The sequence below is a fragment of the Bacillus sp. PK3-037 genome, assembly GCF_054161355.1.
In genome coordinates this window covers 3,826,443-3,846,652 of the sequence record NZ_CP096408.1, presented here as the reverse complement: position 1 = coordinate 3,846,652, position 20,210 = coordinate 3,826,443, and the positions used below count along the sequence as shown (strand labels likewise).

The window sequence follows — 20,210 nt, the reverse complement described above, 5'->3', positions numbered from 1 at the left end:
CGGCTTTTTTTAAACCAAATCGGAAAGCGTTTACAATATTGAGGAGTGATATTCCTATGGTGATGAACCTCAGACAGAATCAAGCGCCTCTTTACATTAAAGTGAATGTAAAAGATAACACGGCGATTATTGTAAATGACGGCGGACTGAAAAAGGGCATTGTTTTTCCATGCGGGCTGATGCTTGAAGAAGATGTTCCTCAAGGCCATAAAGTGGCCCTAACCGATTTGAATCAGGGGGATGCCATCCTGCGTTATGGAGAAGTGATCGGATTTGCAGATCAGCCGATCAAACGCGGAAGCTGGGTGCGGGAAGCTTTGGTGAGAATGCCCGCCCCTCCGGAACTCCATGACCTCCCTATCGCAAACAAAGTGCCCGAACCGCTGCCGCCCCTTGAAGGCTATACGTTTGAAGGATATCGAAATGCTGACGGCAGTGCGGGAACAAAAAATATTCTCGGTATCACCACAAGTGTTCAATGTGTCGTCGGCGTGCTGGATTATGCGGTAAAACGGATAAAAGAAGAGCTTCTTCCGAAATATCCAAATGTCGATGATGTCGTGCCGCTTCATCATCAATATGGATGCGGCGTGGCCATCAATGCCCCAGACGCCGTGATTCCCATCCGCACGATTCAAAATCTGGCAAAGCATCCGAACTTCGGCGGAGAAGTGATGGTGGTCGGATTAGGATGTGAAAAGCTCCTCCCGGCACGGATTGCACCTGAGAAAAAAGATCACATCATTTCACTTCAAGATCATCAAGGCTTTGCGAATATGATTCAATCGATGATGGAAATGGCGGAGGAGCGGTTAATCAGACTCAATAGCAGAGTCCGTGTAACCTGCCCTGTTTCTGATCTGGTCATCGGCCTTCAATGCGGCGGCAGTGATGCCTTTTCCGGCGTGACGGCGAATCCGGCAGTGGGATATGCGGCTGATTTATTGGTTCGGGCAGGCGCAACGGTCTTGTTTTCTGAAGTGACTGAGGTGCGGGATGCGATTCACTTATTAACGCCCCGGGCTGTCAGCGAAGAGGTCGGACGTTCGCTGATCGATGAGATGAAGTGGTATGACAGCTATCTGAGACGGGAGGAAGCAGACAGAAGTGCCAATCCGTCACCTGGCAATAAAAAAGGCGGTTTATCCAATGTGGTGGAAAAAGCGTTAGGATCGGTAGCAAAGTCAGGCACAAGCCCCATTTCCGGTGTGCTCGGGCCTGGGGAGAAGGCGGAGAAAAAGGGTTTGCTGTTTGCAGCGACGCCGGCAAGCGACTTTGTGTGCGGAACCCTTCAGCTGGCGGCAGGCATGAATCTGCAGGTCTTTACGACAGGCAGAGGAACACCGTATGGATTGGCTGCTGCGCCGGTGCTGAAAGTATCTACACGCCATTCATTAACAGAGCATTGGGCGGATTTAATCGATATCAATGCCGGGCGAATTGCTACCGGAGAGGCCAGTATCGAAGAAGTCGGCTGGGAGATTTTTCGGATGGTCTTAGATGTAGCGAGCGGCAGGAAACAAACATGGGCAGACCATTGGGGCCTTCATAATGATTTGTGTTTGTTTAACCCCGCGCCTGTGACTTGATTCATTTTTTATAGTAGATTCAAACTGGAATATGATGTAAGATGGAGATCAACTACAATGAACGGAGGGGTTCCGACATGGCATTCATTAGATTCCGATTGACACGAATTCAATAGTGACCGACACTCGCCTGGATGCGGGGAATCGGGATGAATCTGCCTATGTATGCACCCTTATATTGTAATGAAAAGAGGGTGGCGATGCTGCCCTCTTTTTTTGTTCCTTAAAAACATCCCTTCTCTCTAACGACAGGCGGAATATGTGAAAGGGGAAAAGAGATGACAAACCCGAACGAAAGGCAGCTAATCACTGAGATTGTCGCGCTTGCACGCAATCAAGGTTTGACGGTTCACTGTGATAACGCTCAATTGAATGAAACAGGAATGGATTTTCAAGTTGTATTCGCCGAGGACGATACAGGTATGCCATGGGTGCTGCGAAAACCGCGGCGAAGCGATGTAGTTGAAAGAGCAGCTTCAGAAGGCAGAACACTTGCCTTTCTCCGCGCGAACCTCACAGCTGATGTGCCGGATTGGAAAATTCATACGCCGGAATTGATCGCTTACCCGAAGCTTAGCGGAACGCCTGCTGCTGGGATTGATTTGGAACAGAAACAGTATGTATGGAATATGAGTCATCAGCCGCCGTCAGACGATTTTGTTCATACACTTGCCGAAATACTGGCAGAATTACATGGCATGAATCAAACATCTGCCGGCCAATCCGGAATAGAAGGGGTGATGCCAGAAGATTTCAGGAAAATGACAGCTGAATCTATGGCTGATGTGAAGAATAAGTTTGGCGTATCTAAGCAGCTTTGGGAAAGATGGCAAACGTGGATCAATGATGATGCATACTGGCCCGCTTTCTCCGCGCTGATACACGGCGATCTCCATCCGCCGCATATCCTTATTGATCAAAACGAACACGTCACAGGCCTGCTGGATTGGACAGAAGCGAAAGTCGCCGATCCAGCCAAGGATTTTGTCTTTTACCACATGATTTTCGGAGAAAAAGAAACAGCCCGTTTGCTTGAATGCTATGATCAAGCAGGCGGCCGTGTATGGTCAAAAATGCAGGATCACATCTCAGAGATGCGGGCGGCGTATCCGCTGGAAATTGCCAAGTTCGCTCTTCAGACACAGCAGGAGGAGCACGTAAATATGGCTTTGGAAGCACTTGGCGAATCTAAAATGGATTAAGAATTGACTTCTGTAAATTGACGGAGTATTATAAATTTTACAAACGAAAGAACGGATTAACAATTGTGAGGAAGAGCAAGTAAGCATCAGTGAGCGGGGTTCAGAGAGTCGGTGGCAGGTGTGAACCGATCCTCCCCTGATGCCGAATGGGCTTCTGAATTGCTTTGCTGAATAGATAGTAGGCAATGCCGGGATGCTCTCCCCGTTACCAAGAGAGGAGTATCGAAACGGATGTTTTCTATACTGATGAGTGAATGGCTTTTTAGCTGTTAATAAAGGTGGTACCGCGAGACCCTCGTCCTTTGATAGGACGGGGGTTTTTGTGTTTCTTAAAGGAGGTGACGGCCGATGGAAGAAGGCTGGTGGTCCATGTTTAATCAATGGGAAAGGAGGAATTCAAATGGTGATCGCAACTGATGATCTGGAGGTTGCTTGTCCGCATTGTGAAAGATCCGGAGAAATAGAAGGCAAACCTTGTCCGGCATGCAGCGGGAAGGGCGTCATTCTTACCGCGCAAGGAAATACGCTTTTGGATTTTATCCAAAAACATATGAACAAGTAAAGGAGAAAAGCTGAGCTGAGATGAGATTAGAAGAGCAGAGTGAGATTCGCAAGGCATCGGCAGGGACGGTTTTTTTGCTGGTCGGAACGGTTTGTTTTGCATCTAAGTCGATTTGGATTAAATGCGCATATGAAATGGGTGCTGAGCCAGACGCGGTATTGTTATACAGGCAGCTGTTTGCTGTTCCGCTGTTTTGGCTGATTTATTTGTTATACCGACCGCCAATCCCAGACGGTATGAAAAAAGGGGATCTATGGAGGGCGTGTGTCGCGGGAGTGTTTTGTTTTTTTCTGTCTCCCTTGTTTGATTTTATCGGGCTGAACCATGTATCCGCGATGGTTGAGCGTATTTTGCTGATGAGCTATCCGGTGTTTATGATCGGATTCAACGCGTGTCGTGACCGGAAAATGGTTTCCATCCAAGACCTTTTCGCAGTGCTGATGGTCATGATCGGCTTTTTCTTTGCGCTCGGCGGCTGGAATGCTGAGCTTTTTCAGGCGAATATGATTGGATCTGTATTCATTTTGTTATCCTCGGCCGTTTATGCTGGTTATCTTGTCCTTTCCGGGCGTCTCGTCCATCAAATCGGCGGCATCCGACTCAATGCTTACGGGATGACAGCAGCCGGAGCGGCCATGATGCTTTACACAGGCATCAAGGCGGCGATCGGCATGAATCCGCCAATGACAGCATATCCGCTTGCTGTGTACGGTTTGTTTGTGTTCATCGCAATCGTCTCTACTGTGATTCCATTTGTGCTGATGCTTGAGGGCATAAAACGAATCGGGGCACTGCGAGCTGCCACTATTTCAATGGCAGGGCCCGTTCTGACAATTTTCTTTGGAGCCTTATTTCTCGGTGAACGGCTCCAGTTTACTCAAACCATTGGATGCGCAGCTGTATTTATTGTCATAACGGGCATGGAATATAGAAAGCTGAAAACAGGAAAAAAAGAATAAATTTTGTAAAACACACATGTTTTTCAATTACAATAAGCGTAATGACATGTGTGTTTTTTTGACTATGAAAAAGGTTAGGTGAGAGGATGCAGCGCATATTGCTTGTGGAGGATGACCATTCCATCAGTGAAATGGTGGACCATTATTTAACAAAAGAAGGCTTTGAAATCGTGCATGCTTTCGACGGTGAAGAGGGCATTCGGAGGTTTCAAGAGCAGCCGTACGACCTCATTCTGCTTGATATTATGCTTCCGGAGCTGAATGGAATGGATGTTTTAAAAATCATTCGGGAAAAAAGCAAGATTCCTGTTTTAATGATTTCAGCAAAAGACGGAGATGTTGATAAAGCACTGGGGCTGGGATTCGGGGCGGATGATTATATCGCCAAACCGTTTTCGATGATTGAACTGACAGCCAGAGTCAAAGCAGCGATAAGGAGGGCGACGCAATATTCATCGAGTGAATCGGCTGAACATCAGGTGATTCGTGTTCACCAGCTTACGATCGATATAGACAATGTATCCGTTCAGAAAAACGGCGAACCGCTTCAGCTGACGTCAACCGAATGGCAGCTGCTGACACTATTTGCAGCAAATCCTAAAAAGGTGTTTACGAAAGAACAAATCTATCGTTCCGTATGGAATGAGGAGTACTTTGGCGACCAAAACATCATTAATGTACATATGAGGCGGCTGAGAGAAAAGATTGAAGATGATCCATCGTCACCTCAATATATCAAAACATTATGGGGCATCGGCTATAAATGGGGAGAGTTTTAGAATGGCAGTATTAACAATTGCTGCTATCATCGCTTTGGCGTGTCTGAATGTCATTCAATATATGATGAAAAAGAACCGGGACAGGAATTTGACGTATACGGCAGAAAAGCTTAGCGCCATGCTTGACAACGAATCGGCCGATCAGGTTTTACTTCATACAGATGACCGTGCGCTCAGGGACCTGCTCGTCAACATCAATCTGCTCGCTGAGGACCATCAGCATATCAACGCCCGGTTTGCAAAAACAGAGCAATCCATGAGACGGATGCTGACCAATATGTCACACGATCTCAAAACACCTCTGACGGTCATTCTCGGTTATATCGAAGCCATCCAAAGTGACCGGGATATGCCGGACAGCGAGCGGGAAAGACTGCTTGAGAAGCTGCACCAAAAAACAAATGAACTCATCCAAATGATCCACTCTTTTTTTGATTTAGCCAAATTGGAATCTGAAGACAAACAAATCCCGATCACAAAAATACATATCAACGAAGTATGCAAACGAAATATCCTGCATTATTATGATGCCGTTCAGGCAAAAGGTTTTAACGCGGAGATTGATATTCCGGATACGCCGGTATACGCGCATGCAAATGAAGAGGCGCTGGACCGTATCCTGCAAAATTTATTATCCAACGCGATTCAATATGGCGAGGTTGGCAAGTTTATCGGATTATCACTTTCTTATGACGAGACAAGCATTGCCATCTCCGTATGGGACCGCGGAAAAGGAATCAGTGAAACAGACCAGCAGCGGGTATTTGAGAGGCTGTACACACTTGAAGAATCAAGAAACAAAGCATTCCAAGGGAGCGGTCTCGGTTTGACGATCACGAAAAGGCTAGTGGAAAAAATGGGGGGCTCTATCTCTCTTCAAAGCAAGCCGTATGAACGGACAGCGTTTACGATTACATTAAAACGAATGACCTATTAACAATCGTAAGAATTTCTTAAGAATGAAGAAATAAAAATGACAGGGCCCGCCGCTACAATAGAAAACAGGAAAAAGAGGAAAGGAGCAACAACGTTGACTTACATCGTACAAACAAACGGACTGACCAAAACGTTTCAAGGCAAAGAAGTCGTATCAGATGTCAGCATGCATATCAAAAAAGGTGAAATTTACGGCTTTCTCGGCCCGAACGGAGCGGGGAAAACAACCATCATGAAAATGCTGACAAGTCTTGTAAAACCGACAAGCGGTGAAATCAATATCCTCGGAAACAATCTCACCCATACATCATATGAGGTGCTCGGCAAGATCGGCAGCATGATTGAATATCCGATTTTCTATGAAAACCTGACGGCTATCGAAAATTTAGAGCTGCATTGTGCATACATGGGATATCACAATAAAAAAGCCATTCAAGAAGTGCTCAATATGGTGAATTTAAAACAGATCGACAAGAAACCCGTCAAAACATTTTCACTTGGAATGAAGCAGCGCCTCGGCATAGCGCGCGCCATCCTCACCAAACCTGATCTGCTTATATTGGATGAGCCGGTAAACGGCCTTGATCCTGTCGGCATTAAAAAGATCAGAAACTTATTTCAAGTATTAAGCAAAGAGTACGGAATGACACTGCTGATCTCCAGCCATATGCTGAGTGAAATCGAACAAATTGCGGACACAATCGGCGTCATTCGTGACGGCAGGCTGCTGGAAGAGGTGTCGATGGAAGATGTAAGGGGGCATAACACAGAATACATCGAACTCGTTACATCGAATCAGACAAAAGCCTGCTTTGTGCTTGAGAAAGAACTTCACATTGCCAACTTTAAAATCTTAAATGATAAAACCATTCGTATTTATGATGCTCAACAATCACAGGGTGCCATATCAAAAGCGCTGATTTTAAATGATGTAGACATTGAATCAATGAATAAAAAGTATACGTCACTTGAGGACTACTTCATCAGCTTGATCAACGGCAATCACATCAGTGCGTAAAGGAGGCGAGACCGTTGCTGAATTTGATCAGAATCGAATTAAGGAAAATGAAGATGGGATGGTATGTGAGAGGAGTCATCATTGCTAACCTGATTATCCTTGGCTTTATGTGGTTGGTCAGTTACACAGAAAAAGCGGAGGGCACTGAATCGCTCCAAAGCATGGATGAAGCATTTCTCGTCATTGGCACTTTTGTCAGAGCGGTGTTTATCGTTTTTGGCGCAGTACTGATCGCCAAATTAGTCATATCGGAATATAAAAACAAAACGATTCAAGTGATGTTCACGTACCCGATCAGCCGGAAAAAACTGCTCGCTGCTAAGCTTAGCATCTCAGGCGGGCTGACGTTTATCACCATTTTAGTCTCAAATGCGTTCGTAGCAGCCGCTTTCTATATGCTGAACTCGATCTACCATGTCATTCCGGGAGAATTGAGCGCCGATGTCATTTCTCAGCATTCGGTAAAAATGGCGGTTTTCGCTTTTGGCGCCGCTGGCACCAGTTTAGTTCCCATCTTTTTTGGGATGCGTAAGCACTCTGTCTCGGCAACCATCATTTCATCTGTCGTGCTCGTCATGCTGATGAGCTCAACAAGCCCTGGCCTGTCCATTTCTTCCATTGTATATATTCCATTATCTCTAGCTGCTGTCGGTTTGTTTTTTTCATACATGGCAGTCAGGAAAGCAGACTGGCAAGATGCTTAAATACGGAGTTGAAATAACATGTTGAATTTAATGAAACTTGAATTGAAAAAAATGAAATTAGGCAGGTATTACAGAGGCGCCGTTATTACAAATCTATGTATTCTCGGATTTATGTGCTTGATCGCATCAGAAGAAAAAAAACTCCCGCAGCCCGAGATGATGACTGATGCGGCATCCACGCTATTTTTGCTTGGAACGTTTGTAAGATCTGTATTTGTTGTTTTCGCCAGTGTGCTGATTGCCAAATTGATTATTAGCGAGTACAAAAATAAAACGATTACCGTCATGTTTACATATCCCATCAGCCGGAAAAAACTGATTGCTGCCAAGCTGCTGATTACAGGCGGACTGACGTTTATCACCATTATGGTGTCTGAACTTGCGCTTGCATTCATCTTTGCGCAAATCAATCAATATTATCAACTTACACCTGCTATGTTATCAGTCCAGACTATCGGGCGGGAGGTCGGCAGTATGGCGATATATGCCGCTTCGGCTGCGTGCTTGAGTTTTATTCCTTTATATTTTGGGATGAGGAAACGCTCTGTTCCGGCTGCTATCATTTCATCGGTTATATTGACGATACTGATCAGCCAGCAAAGCCCCGAGTTATCGCTGGCAACGATTATCTACATTCCGCTTTCTTTAGGTGCGATCGGCATCTTGATAGCGATTTGGTCTGTCCGAAACATAGACCGGGAAGATGCTTTATGATAGAAGGCCGATGCTGTCAGCACCGGCCTTTTGATTATGAATCTGTTCTTGTTTCAAGATAATGCTTTTTGCCAATTTCTTTGCTCATCATATAGAAATGGAAGCAATATTCACCGATGGCCATGGCGATTGCTCCAAATAGAGCCGCCAGCGCAATTTCTCCGCCAGTCATCCCCATAGAAAGCGGCATGCCCATCAGCCAAATTACGAGAAATGCCAAACCGAAATCAGCCAAAGTGGCGATCATATTGTTCCATCGGGGCAATACATAAAGGTCTCCAAGCAAATAAGAAATGATCCCTAACACAACCGTCATCAGCAGCGTATCACCAAACGTGAAACCAAAGCCAAGACCCAGCACCAAATACAAAACAATAATCGTCATAATACCTTTAATCGCGAGCGCTTTCACATGTGTCATGATAAGGTTCCTCCTTCTTTTATCTGATATGTTATGTATGATTCCTCAAATACGGAAAGTTAAACATTACTTTGTGTTCTGTACAAAGCGTTTTCGGCTACGGGTGGAAAAAGGCTGAAGAACTGTTATGGATCGGGGGGGGGAATCTGCATCTGCCATGCCCGTGGAATCCGGGATTTTACATTAGATTTCCTTGACGGCCAGATGTCCACTTTTCTTCTGCAATTACCGATCTTTATGGTTTGTGACAGTACCGGGAGAATAAATTTTAAAACTTCTCCTGTCCCTCCGTCATCACTCTTTGGGTATTGCAATATGATGAAAGGAGAAAAAGGGGAGGTGACGTGATGGCGGTTGTGAGAGCAACAAGCGCTGATGTCAACTTGATGGCACGGCTGCTCAGAGCGGAAGCGGAAGGTGAAGGAAAGCAGGGGATGCTGCTTGTCGGAAATGTTGGGATTAATCGGCTGAGGGCCAATTGCTCTGATTTTAAAGGCCTCCGCACCATCAGGCAGATGATTTTTCAGCCGCATGCGTTTGAAGCGGTAACCCATGGGTACTTTTATCAAAGACCGCGGGAAAGCGAGCGGGCCTTGGCGCGCCGGACGATAAACGGGGAGAGGTTCTGGCCGGCAAAATTCAGCTTGTGGTATTTCAAGCCGGAAGGAAACTGCCCGCCGACCTGGTATAACCAGCCGTTTGTGGCCAGATTCAAATCACATTGTTTTTATCAGCCGACGGCCGAAACATGTGAAAACGTATATAACACTTTTTAGGGGCAGGACGCCGTTCGCATTTGAACGGTGTTTTTTCTTTATTGGAAAATATTTCTGTGAGATAATCGTAGAAAAGAACTACAGGAGATGACAAAGATGGCGACAATTGACCTGCAAAAGAAGAGCGTAAAAATCGTACTGGAGAAAAAACAGTTAACCAAGGTGACGGCTCGTGTCGGGCTGGTGCTGGATATTACCGGTTCAATGAGAACGCTGTATAAAAACGGAACGGTTCAAAAAGCGGTGGAGCGGATTTTGGCTGTGGCTGATCAGTTTGATGATAACGGCCTGCTTGATGTATGGGTTTATGATAATGAATTCTCCCGGTTAAAGCCAGTCTCTGAAATCGATTTTTCAGGCTATGTTGATCGCGAAATTTTGAATAATGAACTCTTGCATAAATTCGGGAGAAATGATGAGCCGCCGGTCATGAAAGATGTATTACATAAATATGTTGTGGAAGAACCGAGTTCATATCCCGCTTTTATCGTTTTTATTAATGATGGCGGGTGTAAAAAAACGATCAAACCCATTATTGAAGCGGCCTCTGATAAACCGGTGTTTTGGCAGTTTGTCGGCATCGGTAACGGCAACTTCGATTTTCTTCATAAACTGGATACGCTAGAAGGACGTGTTGTTGATAACGCAAACTTCCTGCATATCGAAGACATTGAACGCATCTCTGATGATGAGCTTTATGATGCATTGCTTACTGAATTTCCATTTTGGCTGAAAGAAGTGAAGGAAAAAGGAATTTTAATAGAACAAGAGCCTGCTGCTGCAAAACCGGAAAGAAAGGGCTTTTTCAGCAGATTGTTTTCTAAATAACAGACAGCCTTCCCGAACACTGAGTGATTCTGCAAAATCGCTCGGTGTTTTTGTTTTTTTAAGATCATGTGAAGAAAAATAGGTAAAAAGGGCAGCTTGCAAACGACAGGATTTGCAGAAAATACGCCGTTTTGCCAGCTGTCGGCATGTTTCGGCGAAAGGGCTGTGAAGGAAGTCCTGTTTCCCATGTTCAGTGCTTACAATCCGTTCATACTTCTTCACAGCTAATTAACAATCGTTTTCTATAATGAAAGCGATCAATGAGAAGAGAGGGGATCTGGAATGGCATATGACAGTCGTTTTGACGAATGGGTAAAGAAATTGAAAGACGAAAGTTTTCAGAATAATACGTTTGACCGCCGCAAATTTATTCAAGGAGCGGGGAAGATTGCAGGACTTTCTCTTGGATTAACGATTGCCCAGTCGGTTGGGGCCTTTGAAGTAAATGCTGCGCCTAAATTCTCAAGCTATCCGTTTACATTAGGGGTAGCGTCAGGTGATCCGCTTTCTGACAGTGTCGTACTCTGGACACGTCTGGCGCCAGATCCGCTGAACGGCGGAGGAATGCCGAACAAGGCGGTTCCAGTCAAATGGGAAGTCGCAAAGGATGAGCATTTCCGCAAGATCGTGAGAAAGGGCACTGAAATGGCCAAACCGAGTCTCGCCCATTCTGTCCACGTGGAAGCGGACGGGCTTGAGCCGAACAAAGTGTACTATTACCGTTTCAAAACCGGGCATGAACTAAGCCCTGTCGGTAAAACAAAAACACTGCCGGCCCCAGGTGCCAATGTGCCGAAAATGACCTTTGCCTTCGCTTCCTGCCAGCAATATGAGCATGGCTATTATACAGCCTACAAGCATATGGCGAAGGAAAAGCTTGATCTTGTCTTCCATCTCGGTGATTACATATATGAATACGGCCCAAATGAATATGTATCAAAAACAGGCAATGTCCGCACGCATAGCAGCGCGGAAATCATCACGCTGCAAGACTATCGGAACCGTCATGCCCAATACCGTTCTGACGCCAATTTGAAAGCTGCACATGCGGCGTTCCCTTGGGTTGTAACATGGGATGACCATGAAGTCGAAAACAACTATGCCAATAAAATACCGGAAAAAGGACAGTCGGTTGAAGCATTCGTGCTCCGCCGCGCGGCAGCATATCAGGCGTACTATGAACATATGCCGCTCCGTATCTCCTCTCTGCCGAATGGTCCGGATATGCAGCTGTACCGCCACTTTACGTATGGAAATCTGGCATCATTTAATGTGCTGGATACACGCCAGTACAGAGATGACCAAGCCAATAACGACGGCAATAAGCCGCCTTCTGATGAATCGCTCAATCCGAATCGGACCTTGTTAGGAAAAGAACAGGAGCAGTGGCTTTTTAACAATTTGAGCAGCTCGACTGCATATTGGAATGTGCTGGCACAGCAAATCTTCTTTGCGAAGTGGAATTTCGGGACAAGCTCAAGCCCGATCTACAGTATGGATTCATGGGACGGTTATCCGGCTCAGCGCGAACGGGTCGTCAATTACATTAACAGCAAAAATTTAAACAATGTTGTCGTGCTGACAGGAGATGTACACGCAAGCTGGGCATCGAATCTGCATGTCGATTTTAATAAAACAAGCTCAAAAATTTTCGGGGCTGAATTTGTCGGCACTTCCATCACATCCGGAGGAAACGGAGCGGATAAGCGGGCGGATACCGATCAAATTTTAAAGGAAAATCCACATATCAAGTTCTTTAACGATTACCGCGGATATGTCCGCTGTACAGTAACGCCTCACCAGTGGAAAGCTGATTATCGGGTAATGCCATTTGTGACAGAGCCGGGAGCAGCCATTTCCACACGGGCTTCATTTGTCTATCAAAAAGACCAAACCGGATTGAGAAAGGTATCCTCGACAATGGTTCAAGGCGGAGTGAAACAATCCAATGAAGTCGAAGAGGATCGTTTCTTTGAGCACAACAAAGCCCATGAAAAACAAATGATCAAAAAACGGGCAAAAATTACGCATTAAGGAGTGAAACATAATGTTTTCAAACATTGGAATACCAGGCTTGATTCTGATCTTTGTCATCGCCCTCATTATTTTTGGCCCTTCAAAGCTTCCGGAAATCGGGCGAGCCGCCGGTCGGACTCTGCTGGAATTCAAAAGCGCCACAAAATCACTTGTGTCTGGTGATGAAAAAGAAGAAAAATCAGCTGAGCTGTCAGCGGTGAAGCAGGACAAAAACGCAGGCTGAGTGCTGATGAGGCAGACGCATGGTCTGCCTCTTTTTCTCATGAAAGGGAGGCCTTTTTTGAATGGATAAAAAAGAAACTCATCTGATCGGACATTTAGAAGAGCTTCGCCGTCGGATCATCTTCACACTTGCGGCTTTTCTTCTGTTTTTAATTACGGCTTTTTTGTTTGTGGAGGACATTTATGATTGGCTGATCAGAGATTTTGACGGGAAGCTAGCTGTTCTCGGACCGAGTGAAATTCTCTGGGTATATATGATGCTTGCCGGCATTTGTGCGATTGCCGCTTCCATCCCCGTTGCCGCCTATCAGCTTTGGCGTTTTGTAGCGCCGGCGCTGACAAAAACGGAACGCAACGTGACACTGATGTACATACCGGGATTATTCGCCCTGTTTCTGGCCGGCATCTCGTTCGGATATTTTGTGTTGTTTCCGATCGTTCTCGGCTTTTTGACCCATTTGTCTGCCGACCATTTTGAAACGATGTTTACCGCCGACCGCTATTTCAGGTTTATGGTGAATTTGAGCTTGCCGTTCGGTTTTCTGTTTGAAATGCCCCTTGTGGTGATGTTTTTGACAAGGTTAGGCATCTTAAATCCATACCGGCTGGCCAAAGCGAGAAAGCTGTCCTATTTTCTGCTGATCGTGGTGTCCATATTGATTACCCCGCCAGATTTTATTTCTGATTTTCTCGTGATGATTCCGCTGCTTGTCCTGTTCGAAGTGAGCGTCACACTATCAGCGTTTGTATACAAAAAGAGACTGACCAGTGAAGCGGCCGCCGCTTAGTGCAGCGCGCCGCCGGGTGACTTCGTATCCTGATCATATTGTGCGGCCGTAACAGCGGCGATCCTCAATGCTTTGACGATCATGTCGAGGCTCAGGCTCGGCGCTGTTTTGTCGATTGTTTGTTCCGGAATGTACGGAATGTGGATAAACCCGCCGTGAATGTGCGGAGACGTACGGTGGATGTGATCCATTAACCCGTAGAACAGATAGTTGCATACAAATGTGCCGGCCGTAAAGGAAACAGCCGCCGGAATGCCGTTTTCCTTCATTTGAGATGTAATGCGTTTAATCGGAAGCCCTGTCCAGTAAGCGGCAGGCCCGCCGGGAGAAATCTCTTCATCAATCGGCTGGTTTCCTTCATTATCCGGGATACGCGCGTCTGCAAGATTGATCGCGACCCGTTCCGGTGTCACCTGCATCCGGCCGCCGGCTTGCCCGACGCAGATCACGATGTCCGGCTGATGTTTATGAATCGCTTGCTGCAAAGTGTCGAGAGCGGTTCTGAACACAGTCGGAATTTGTGCCGAAGCGATGATCACCTGATCCGTTTCAAAGCCATTCAGCTGTTTCACCGCTTCCCACGATGGATTGACAGTTTCCTGATCAAAAGGGTCAAAACCTGTGAAGAGCACTTTTTTTCTCATGGTAACCATCTCCTTTTTTCTATTATTCTATTGTTTATTTCTGGATTTTTCATCAAAATAATAAAAAGGAGTGAATCAGAATGGAACATTTGCCGCAGCAGTACCGACATCTGTTCCCAACCGTGCAGAGCCGCATCATGCTTGCCAGCTGCTCACAGAGCGCGTTGGCAGAGCCGGTGTCAAAGGCGATACAAGATTATCATGACAGCTTGCTGCATAGGGGGACGAACTGGAATGAAGCGATTGAAAAGACAGAGAGTGCCAGAAACGAGTTTGCGAGGCTGGTAGGGGCTGAGCCGGAAGAGATTGCGATTGTGCCGTCAGTTTCTGATGCGGTGATTTCCGTGGCATCATCCTTGTCTGCTGTTCAAAAGAAACAGGTTGTATACACGGAGATGGATTTCCCGGCGGTGTCTCATATTTGGCAGGCACAATCTGATTATAATGTATCTGTGATCCCTTCAATAGACAGTGAGCTGCCGCTCGAACAATATGAAAGGTATATCACGGAAGAGACGGTGCTGACCTGTGTTCCGCACGTTCATTATCGTGACGGCTGCATTCAGGATATAAAAGCCATCGCTGCCATCGCCAAGAGAAAGGGATCGATGGTATTTGTGGATGCATATCAATCTGCCGGGCATATTCCTATTGATGTGAAAGAATGGGGCATAGATATGCTGGCGGCAGGCACCAGAAAGTATATGCTCGGCATACCGGGCATGGCGTTTCTTTATGTGAGAAAAGAGCTGGCGAACGAGCTGAAGCCCAAAGCATCCGCTTGGTTCGGGCGGGAAAACGGGTTTGGGGCGTCGTCTTATGCAGAAGGCGCGAGGCGTTTTCAAACAGGAACCCCTGCTTTTATTAGCGTGTATGCAGCGGCTGCGGCTTTATCGCTGCTGAATCATATCGGAATGTCCCGTATCCGCGATCATATAAAAGCGGTGAGTGCCGATGCGTTTCAATATGCTGCTGAAAAAGGGCTGAAGCTTGCGGGGGCGCCATCAGGACAGCAGCCGGGCATGATTTCCATTCGGGATGAACGGGCATCGGAAACGGCGGCGTTACTAAAGAAGAAAAACGTGATTTGCGCTCCGCGGGACAATGTCATCCGTCTCGCTCCTCACTTTTATAATACGAAGGGCGAACTGCGTTATGCGATTGATGAAATGGCTGCGATTTTATCCGCGCGTTAAAAGAGATCACCTAAAAATAGATGTTCACCTCCTTCGGCGCCGCTCGCGTCTAGCTTGAGTATGTTGTCCGATATAGGTATAGAAAACCCCCTGACCTCAAGATCAGGGGGTTTTCTTATTGATGATCAACCTTTACTCGCTTCAAAAAGAAAGCGGCAATTAAACCGATAATCGCAACAATCATCGCAAAGACAAACGCATGCTGAACGCCAGCTGTCAATGCTTGCGGAATGACTGCCGGATCGGCTGGATTTTTTACGCTGCTCATGTAGTCATGCTGACCGGCAGCCATGATGCTGACCGCAACAGCTGTCCCGATCGCGCCCGCCATTTGCTGAAGTGTGTTCATAATGGCAGTGCCGTCCGGATAAAACTCACGCGGAAGCTGGTTTAAACCGTTTGTTTGAGCAGGCATCATAATCATGGAGATCCCAATCATCAAGCAGGTATGCAGCACGATAATCAGCACTGCTGTTGAAGCTGTCGTGAGATTTGAGAAGAGCCACAGAACAATAGTCACAATCAAAAATCCCGGAATAACAAGCCACTTCGGTCCGTATTTATCAAACAGACGGCCTGTGACAGGTGACATAAATCCGTTTAAAATACCGCCCGGCAAGAGAATAAGTCCTGAGGCAAATGCTGTTAAGACTAAGCCGCCTTGCAGATACATCGGCAGAAGCAGCATGGATGACAGGATGACCATCATGCAAATAAAGACCATAATGACGCCCAAAATAAACATCGGGTATCTGAATGCACGCAGGTTCATCATCGGCTGCTTCATCGTCAGCTGACGGATTGAAAATAGAATAAGGGCGATAACACCGACAATAAGTGAAACGATCACAGTCGGGCTGGACCATCCGCCAGAGCCTTCACCCGCGTTGCTGAATCCAAACACAATGCCGCCGAAACCGATCGTCGACAGGATAATAGACAGGACATCAATTTTCGGTTTTGTGATATCAGACACATTTTGCATGTACAGGATACCGAAAATGAGCGCAAGCACAAGGAACGGAAGAGAGATCCAGAAAATCCAGTGCCAGTTAAGGTGCTCAAGAACCAACCCGGAAAATGTAGGCGATGCCGATTGCCGGCGCAAACATAATGACAAGTCCGATTGTTCCCATGGCCGCTCCCCGTTTATGGGGCGGGAAAATCACCAAAATCGTATTAAACATGAGCGGTAATAAGAGTCCCGTTCCAAGCGCCTGAACGATTCTCGCCGCTAATAAAAATGAGAAGCTAGGCGCAAGCGCCGCAATCAAGGTGCCTATGATTGAAAAAATCAGTGACACAGTAAAAAGCTGTCTAGTTGTAAACCACTGCAATAGCAGACCTGAAACAGGAACAAGAATACCGAGCACAAGCAAATAGCCTGTTGTTAACCATTGAACGGTTGCCGCTGTAATGTTCAATTCCTTCATAAGATCGGTTAACGCGATATTCAGCGCTGTTTCACTGAACATGCCGATAAAACCAGCCGTCAGCAAAGATATCATAATGGGCATCACTTTATATTGCTGAGATGCTTTAGTTGCTGTTTCCAAATCTATTTCTCCTCTCGTTCATCTGAATGTATTCACTCAGCTTGTAGTAGTATGTCTCTTTTTTTATTTCTTCAACAGAGCGGGAATGCGGCTGGAGATATGAAGAAGCGGTGTGCTGTCTTTTGCCGTTAATGATAAAAGAATGCCGCCTTCAATCATCGCGTTAATGACGATGCTTGATTCCTTGGCATGGCTCTCACTGTAACCCGACAGCAGCAATTTTTCTTCAAACACAAGGGACCACGCTTTGTAGGCTTCATCACAGGCTTTTCGCAAAGGCTCGCTTTTTAATGATGTCTCGGCCGCAAGCAAGCCGACGGGCAGGCCTTCGATGTCCTCTGTGCATGAGAATTGACAGGAGAGCTCCTTCAAAAAGGCTTGAATGCTTTCTGCGGGATCGGTGCTCACGTCCATGCAATCTGTGATTTTCTGGCGGATGTATTCCTTCATTTCATTCACGGCTTCAATGGCCAGCTGTTCTTTACCCCCGGGAAAGTGGTAGTAAAGAGAGCCTTTAGGTGCACCGCTTTCTTTAATAATCTGGTTCAGTCCCGTGCCGTAATACCCCTGCAGCTGAAAAAGCCGGGTAGCTGCGGAAAGGATTTTCTCACGAGAATCTCCATAGCTCATAACATTCCCACCTTACTCATTGCGATTATAAAATATAGTGACTGGTCTATTATCTTGATTTCCACATCTATTGTCAAGATAAAGAAACTTGTATAAGAAAATAAAGTAAGCATATAAAAAAACTGAGAGATAACCTGACGTACATTTTGACTGAACAGATGAAATATTCAATTATGAAAAGGCGTAAAGACGTTACCATACAAAAGGAGAGAAAAACATGAAAACACAACGATTCCTCTTACTGACCCTTTTTGCCGCACTATTGCTTGCTTTTATCGGGTGCTCACAATCTCCTGAAGCAAAAGAATCCCCAAAAGAAAAACCGCAGACACAAAAAGTTTCTTCAGCTTCTGCTTCCAAAAAAAATGATCTTCCAAATATTAAAATACTGGCGACAGGCGGTACGATTGCCGGAGCCGATAAATCAAAAACCTCTACAACTGAATACAAAGCAGGTGTCGTCGGCGTTGAGTCTCTGATCGAAGCGGTGCCAGAGATGAAGGACATTGCGAATGTCAGCGGCGAGCAAGTGGTTAACGTCGGAAGCACAAACATTGATAACAAAACATTGCTGGAGCTCGGAAAACGAGTCAACAAACTGCTTTCTTCAGAAGATGTTGACGGTATTGTCGTGACCCACGGAACAGATACATTAGAAGAAACGGCTTATTTTCTGAACCTCATTGTGAAAAGTGATAAACCGGTTGTTGTTGCCGGTTCAATGAGGCCGTCTACAGCCATCAGTGCTGACGGCCCGTCCAACTTGTACAACGCAGTTAAAGTGGCAGGCGCACCTGACGCAAAAGGGAAAGGGACGCTCGTCGTTCTCAATGACCGCATTGCTTCAGCACGGTACGTTACAAAAACCAACACAACCGCAACAGACACCTTTAAATCAGAAGAAATGGGATACGTCGGCACGATTGCCAATGACATTTATTTCCATAATGAAATGACACGCAAGCATACAAAGGATACCGAGTTATCGATTTCCGGCCTTGATAAACTGCCGCAAGTAGACATTCTGTACGGCTACCAAAATGACGGAAGCTATCTGTTTGATGCAGCTGTGAAAGCCGGAGCAAAAGGCATAGTGTTCGCAGGATCAGGCAACGGATCTTTATCTGACGCAGCCGAAAAAGGAGCAGTCAGCGCGGTCAAAAAAGGCGTCACAGTGGTTCGCTCAACCCGTACGGGAAATGGTGTCGTCACACCGAACGGCGACTATGTGAAAAACGGGCTTTTGGCATCAAACTCCTTAAATCCGCAAAAAGCCCGGATATTGTTAATGCTCGCGCTCACCAAAACAGATGATCCTGAAAAAATCCAAGACTATTTTAATGAATATTAAAGAGAAGAAGGCGAAAAAGCCTTCTTTTTTTGCATTTTCGGGATCATAAACAGCTGAAATGTTCTCTCAACCTTAAAATTTCTTTAAAAATAAGTCAAATTTACCCTTTACTTAATTAATCTGTAAAAGTAATATAATTTATGAATTTGTTACAAAAAAAGGAGGAAACTATGAAACTTTTAAGAGGTAAGATCATTGCACTTGTAACAATTGTTGCACTGTCAGTTACATCCATGTTTGCGATGCAGCCGTCAGCGAAAGCTGCTGAACATAATCCGGTGGTGATGGTTCACGGAATTGGCGGAGCTTCTTTTAACTTTGCCGGTATTAAAACTTATTTGGCATCACAAGGCTGGTCACGGGACAAGCTGTATGCTGTAGATTTTTGGGACAAGACAGGCAATAACTTAAACAACGGCCCAGTGTTATCACGTTTTGTGCAAAAGGTATTAGATGAAACCGGTGCGAAAAAAGTGGACATTGTCGCTCACAGCATGGGGGGCGCCAACACGCTTTATTACATAAAAAAACTGGACGGCGGTAATAAAATTGAAAACGTTGTAACGCTTGGCGGCGCGAACCGTCTCGTTTCAAACAAGGCGCTTCCGGGAACGGACCCAAATCAAAAGATTTTATATACGTCCATTTACAGCTCGGCGGACATGATTGTTATGAACTATCTGTCTAACTTAGAAGGGGCAAAAAACGTTCGTATCCACGGTGTCGGACATATCGGCCTTCTGTACAGCAGCCAAGTCAACAGCCTGATTAAAGAAGGACTGAACGGCGGCGGACAAAATACGAACTAATGAGAAACATAACCTTGAAGAATCCTATTCTTCAAGGTTATTCTGCTTTCAGCACAATCGTTTTCACAGCCATATCATGAACGGTTTGTTTTTTCTTCGTAAATGCGGCTGTTAAATAGACCAGGCGGGAAAACACATGCACCCACGCTATCATGTAACGGACGTGGCCTGAGGGAGATTTTCTCGTGTGTTTCATCTCTCACGATTTGCAGCCCGATGATTTTTTCCCCAGCGTACCTTCCAATTTGTCAGCGGCATCAGCAAAGGATACACAAGCAGCATCAATATGGCGACAGCAATGACGCCAGCGGACCCGTCGCCAAACATAAATCCGGATGCTACAATCACTGCGGCCGCAATGATCACGTCAAGCACAAGAGCGCAGGCGCGCAGCATAAAACCAGCTAGTTCCAACATAAACACTTCCTTAAAAATTTTAGATAAACACCTAACGATTGTAAAAAAGAAGGGCCTAAAGCGGGAATAGGT

Annotated in this window: 21 protein-coding genes, 3 pseudogenes and 1 other annotated feature; of the genes and pseudogenes, 18 read left to right on the top strand and 6 right to left on the bottom strand. The window is 45.9% G+C overall.

Annotated elements, in window-relative coordinates; translation table 11 throughout:
* Positions 1–56 precede the first annotated feature (56 nt).
* From garD to M1D69_RS19705, 9 genes are all read left to right on the top strand, one after another.
* Complete coding sequence (gene garD / locus M1D69_RS19745; RefSeq protein WP_458105103.1) at positions 57–1,589, top strand: galactarate dehydratase; 1,533 nt, start codon at positions 57–59, stop codon at positions 1,587–1,589.
* A gap of 278 nt (positions 1,590–1,867) precedes the next feature.
* Positions 1,868–2,791, top strand: coding sequence for a macrolide 2'-phosphotransferase MphK (gene mphK, locus M1D69_RS19740; RefSeq protein ID WP_458105104.1), 924 nt, complete (start codon positions 1,868–1,870; stop codon positions 2,789–2,791).
* A 56-nt stretch (positions 2,792–2,847) separates the two neighbouring features.
* Positions 2,848–3,097: a binding site (T-box leader), on the top strand.
* Positions 3,098–3,191: 94 nt separating this feature from the next.
* Entirely contained in the window at positions 3,192–3,353 is a 162-nt protein-coding gene (locus M1D69_RS19735) for a tryptophan RNA-binding attenuation protein (protein WP_458105105.1), read from the top strand.
* Between the two features lie 20 nt (positions 3,354–3,373).
* Entirely contained in the window at positions 3,374–4,312 is a 939-nt protein-coding gene (locus M1D69_RS19730) for a DMT family transporter (protein WP_458105106.1), read from the top strand.
* 98 nt (positions 4,313–4,410) lie between these two features.
* Positions 4,411–5,091, top strand: a complete 681-nt coding sequence (locus M1D69_RS19725) for a response regulator transcription factor (RefSeq protein WP_458106100.1) — start codon at positions 4,411–4,413, stop codon at positions 5,089–5,091.
* A 1-nt stretch (position 5,092) separates the two neighbouring features.
* Positions 5,093–6,028 (top strand): ATP-binding protein, encoded by a 936-nt coding sequence (locus M1D69_RS19720; RefSeq protein ID WP_458105107.1) that lies wholly within the window; start codon positions 5,093–5,095, stop codon positions 6,026–6,028.
* A gap of 93 nt (positions 6,029–6,121) precedes the next feature.
* Positions 6,122–7,045 carry an ABC transporter ATP-binding protein gene (locus M1D69_RS19715; protein WP_458105108.1) on the top strand — a complete coding sequence of 308 codons (924 nt, stop codon included), beginning with the start codon at positions 6,122–6,124 and terminating at the stop codon, positions 7,043–7,045.
* A 17-nt stretch (positions 7,046–7,062) separates the two neighbouring features.
* A complete protein-coding gene (locus M1D69_RS19710; protein ID WP_458106101.1) occupies positions 7,063–7,749 on the top strand; it encodes an ABC transporter permease in 687 nt (228 codons plus the stop codon).
* Positions 7,750–7,767: 18 nt separating this feature from the next.
* Positions 7,768–8,463 carry an ABC transporter permease gene (locus M1D69_RS19705; protein ID WP_458105109.1) on the top strand — a complete coding sequence of 232 codons (696 nt, stop codon included), beginning with the start codon at positions 7,768–7,770 and terminating at the stop codon, positions 8,461–8,463.
* On the opposite strand, the pseudogene M1D69_RS19700 reads toward M1D69_RS19705, so the two are convergent.
* Positions 8,464–8,526 (bottom strand): annotated as a pseudogene (locus M1D69_RS19700) (hypothetical protein); the annotation flags it as partial.
* Positions 8,498–8,884, bottom strand: a complete 387-nt coding sequence (locus M1D69_RS19695) for a YndM family protein (RefSeq protein ID WP_458105110.1) — start codon at positions 8,882–8,884, stop codon at positions 8,498–8,500. The pseudogene M1D69_RS19700 and the gene M1D69_RS19695, both read right to left, overlap by 29 nt.
* 347 nt (positions 8,885–9,231) lie before the next feature.
* Here M1D69_RS19695 and M1D69_RS19690 point away from each other — a divergent pair, with 347 nt between their 5' ends.
* The 6 genes from M1D69_RS19690 to tatC all read left to right on the top strand — a co-directional run bounded on the left by M1D69_RS19690 (position 9,232) and on the right by tatC (position 13,535).
* Positions 9,232–9,660 (top strand): cell wall hydrolase, encoded by a 429-nt coding sequence (locus M1D69_RS19690; protein ID WP_044162074.1) that lies wholly within the window; start codon positions 9,232–9,234, stop codon positions 9,658–9,660.
* Positions 9,661–9,756: 96 nt separating this feature from the next.
* Entirely contained in the window at positions 9,757–10,488 is a 732-nt protein-coding gene (locus tag M1D69_RS19685; RefSeq protein ID WP_458105111.1) for a vWA domain-containing protein, read from the top strand.
* 78 nt (positions 10,489–10,566) lie between these two features.
* Positions 10,567–10,716: a hypothetical protein gene (locus tag M1D69_RS19680; RefSeq protein ID WP_458106102.1), complete on the top strand. Its 150-nt coding sequence runs from the start codon at positions 10,567–10,569 to the stop codon at positions 10,714–10,716.
* Between the two features lie 54 nt (positions 10,717–10,770).
* On the top strand, positions 10,771–12,522 hold the full coding sequence (phoD, locus tag M1D69_RS19675) for an alkaline phosphatase PhoD (protein ID WP_458105112.1): 1,752 nt from the start codon (positions 10,771–10,773) through the stop codon (positions 12,520–12,522).
* A gap of 13 nt (positions 12,523–12,535) precedes the next feature.
* On the top strand, positions 12,536–12,748 hold the full coding sequence (gene tatAD, locus M1D69_RS19670; RefSeq protein WP_010332899.1) for a sec-independent protein translocase protein TatAD: 213 nt from the start codon (positions 12,536–12,538) through the stop codon (positions 12,746–12,748).
* Between the two features lie 61 nt (positions 12,749–12,809).
* A complete protein-coding gene (gene tatC, locus M1D69_RS19665; RefSeq protein ID WP_458105113.1) occupies positions 12,810–13,535 on the top strand; it encodes a twin-arginine translocase subunit TatC in 726 nt (241 codons plus the stop codon).
* On the opposite strand, the gene pcp is transcribed toward tatC, so the two are convergent.
* The gene (gene pcp / locus M1D69_RS19660; protein ID WP_458105114.1) at positions 13,532–14,179 is read right to left on the bottom strand and encodes a pyroglutamyl-peptidase I; all 648 of its coding nucleotides are present in this window, start codon (positions 14,177–14,179) and stop codon (positions 13,532–13,534) included. The genes tatC and pcp overlap by 4 nt on opposite strands.
* Positions 14,180–14,259: 80 nt before the next feature.
* On the opposite strand from pcp, the gene M1D69_RS19655 reads away from it, so the two are divergent.
* Positions 14,260–15,375, top strand: coding sequence for an aminotransferase class V-fold PLP-dependent enzyme (locus tag M1D69_RS19655; RefSeq protein WP_458105115.1), 1,116 nt, complete (start codon positions 14,260–14,262; stop codon positions 15,373–15,375).
* A gap of 115 nt (positions 15,376–15,490) precedes the next feature.
* On the opposite strand, the pseudogene lmr(B) reads toward M1D69_RS19655, so the two are convergent.
* Positions 15,491–16,937: pseudogene (gene lmr(B) / locus M1D69_RS19650) on the bottom strand (lincomycin efflux MFS transporter Lmr(B)).
* 57 nt (positions 16,938–16,994) lie between these two features.
* Positions 16,995–17,561, bottom strand: a complete 567-nt coding sequence (locus tag M1D69_RS19645) for a TetR/AcrR family transcriptional regulator (protein WP_458105116.1) — start codon at positions 17,559–17,561, stop codon at positions 16,995–16,997.
* Positions 17,562–17,778: 217 nt separating this feature from the next.
* On the opposite strand from M1D69_RS19645, the gene M1D69_RS19640 reads away from it, so the two are divergent.
* A complete protein-coding gene (locus M1D69_RS19640) occupies positions 17,779–18,912 on the top strand; it encodes a type II asparaginase (RefSeq protein ID WP_458105117.1) in 1,134 nt (377 codons plus the stop codon).
* Positions 18,913–19,082: 170 nt separating this feature from the next.
* Positions 19,083–19,721: an esterase/lipase family protein gene (locus tag M1D69_RS19635; RefSeq protein ID WP_044162064.1), complete on the top strand. Its 639-nt coding sequence runs from the start codon at positions 19,083–19,085 to the stop codon at positions 19,719–19,721.
* A gap of 37 nt (positions 19,722–19,758) precedes the next feature.
* Here the strand turns inward: M1D69_RS19635 and M1D69_RS19630 are convergent.
* Positions 19,759–20,135 (bottom strand): annotated as a pseudogene (locus M1D69_RS19630) (RDD family protein).
* Positions 20,136–20,210: the final 75 nt, after the last annotated feature.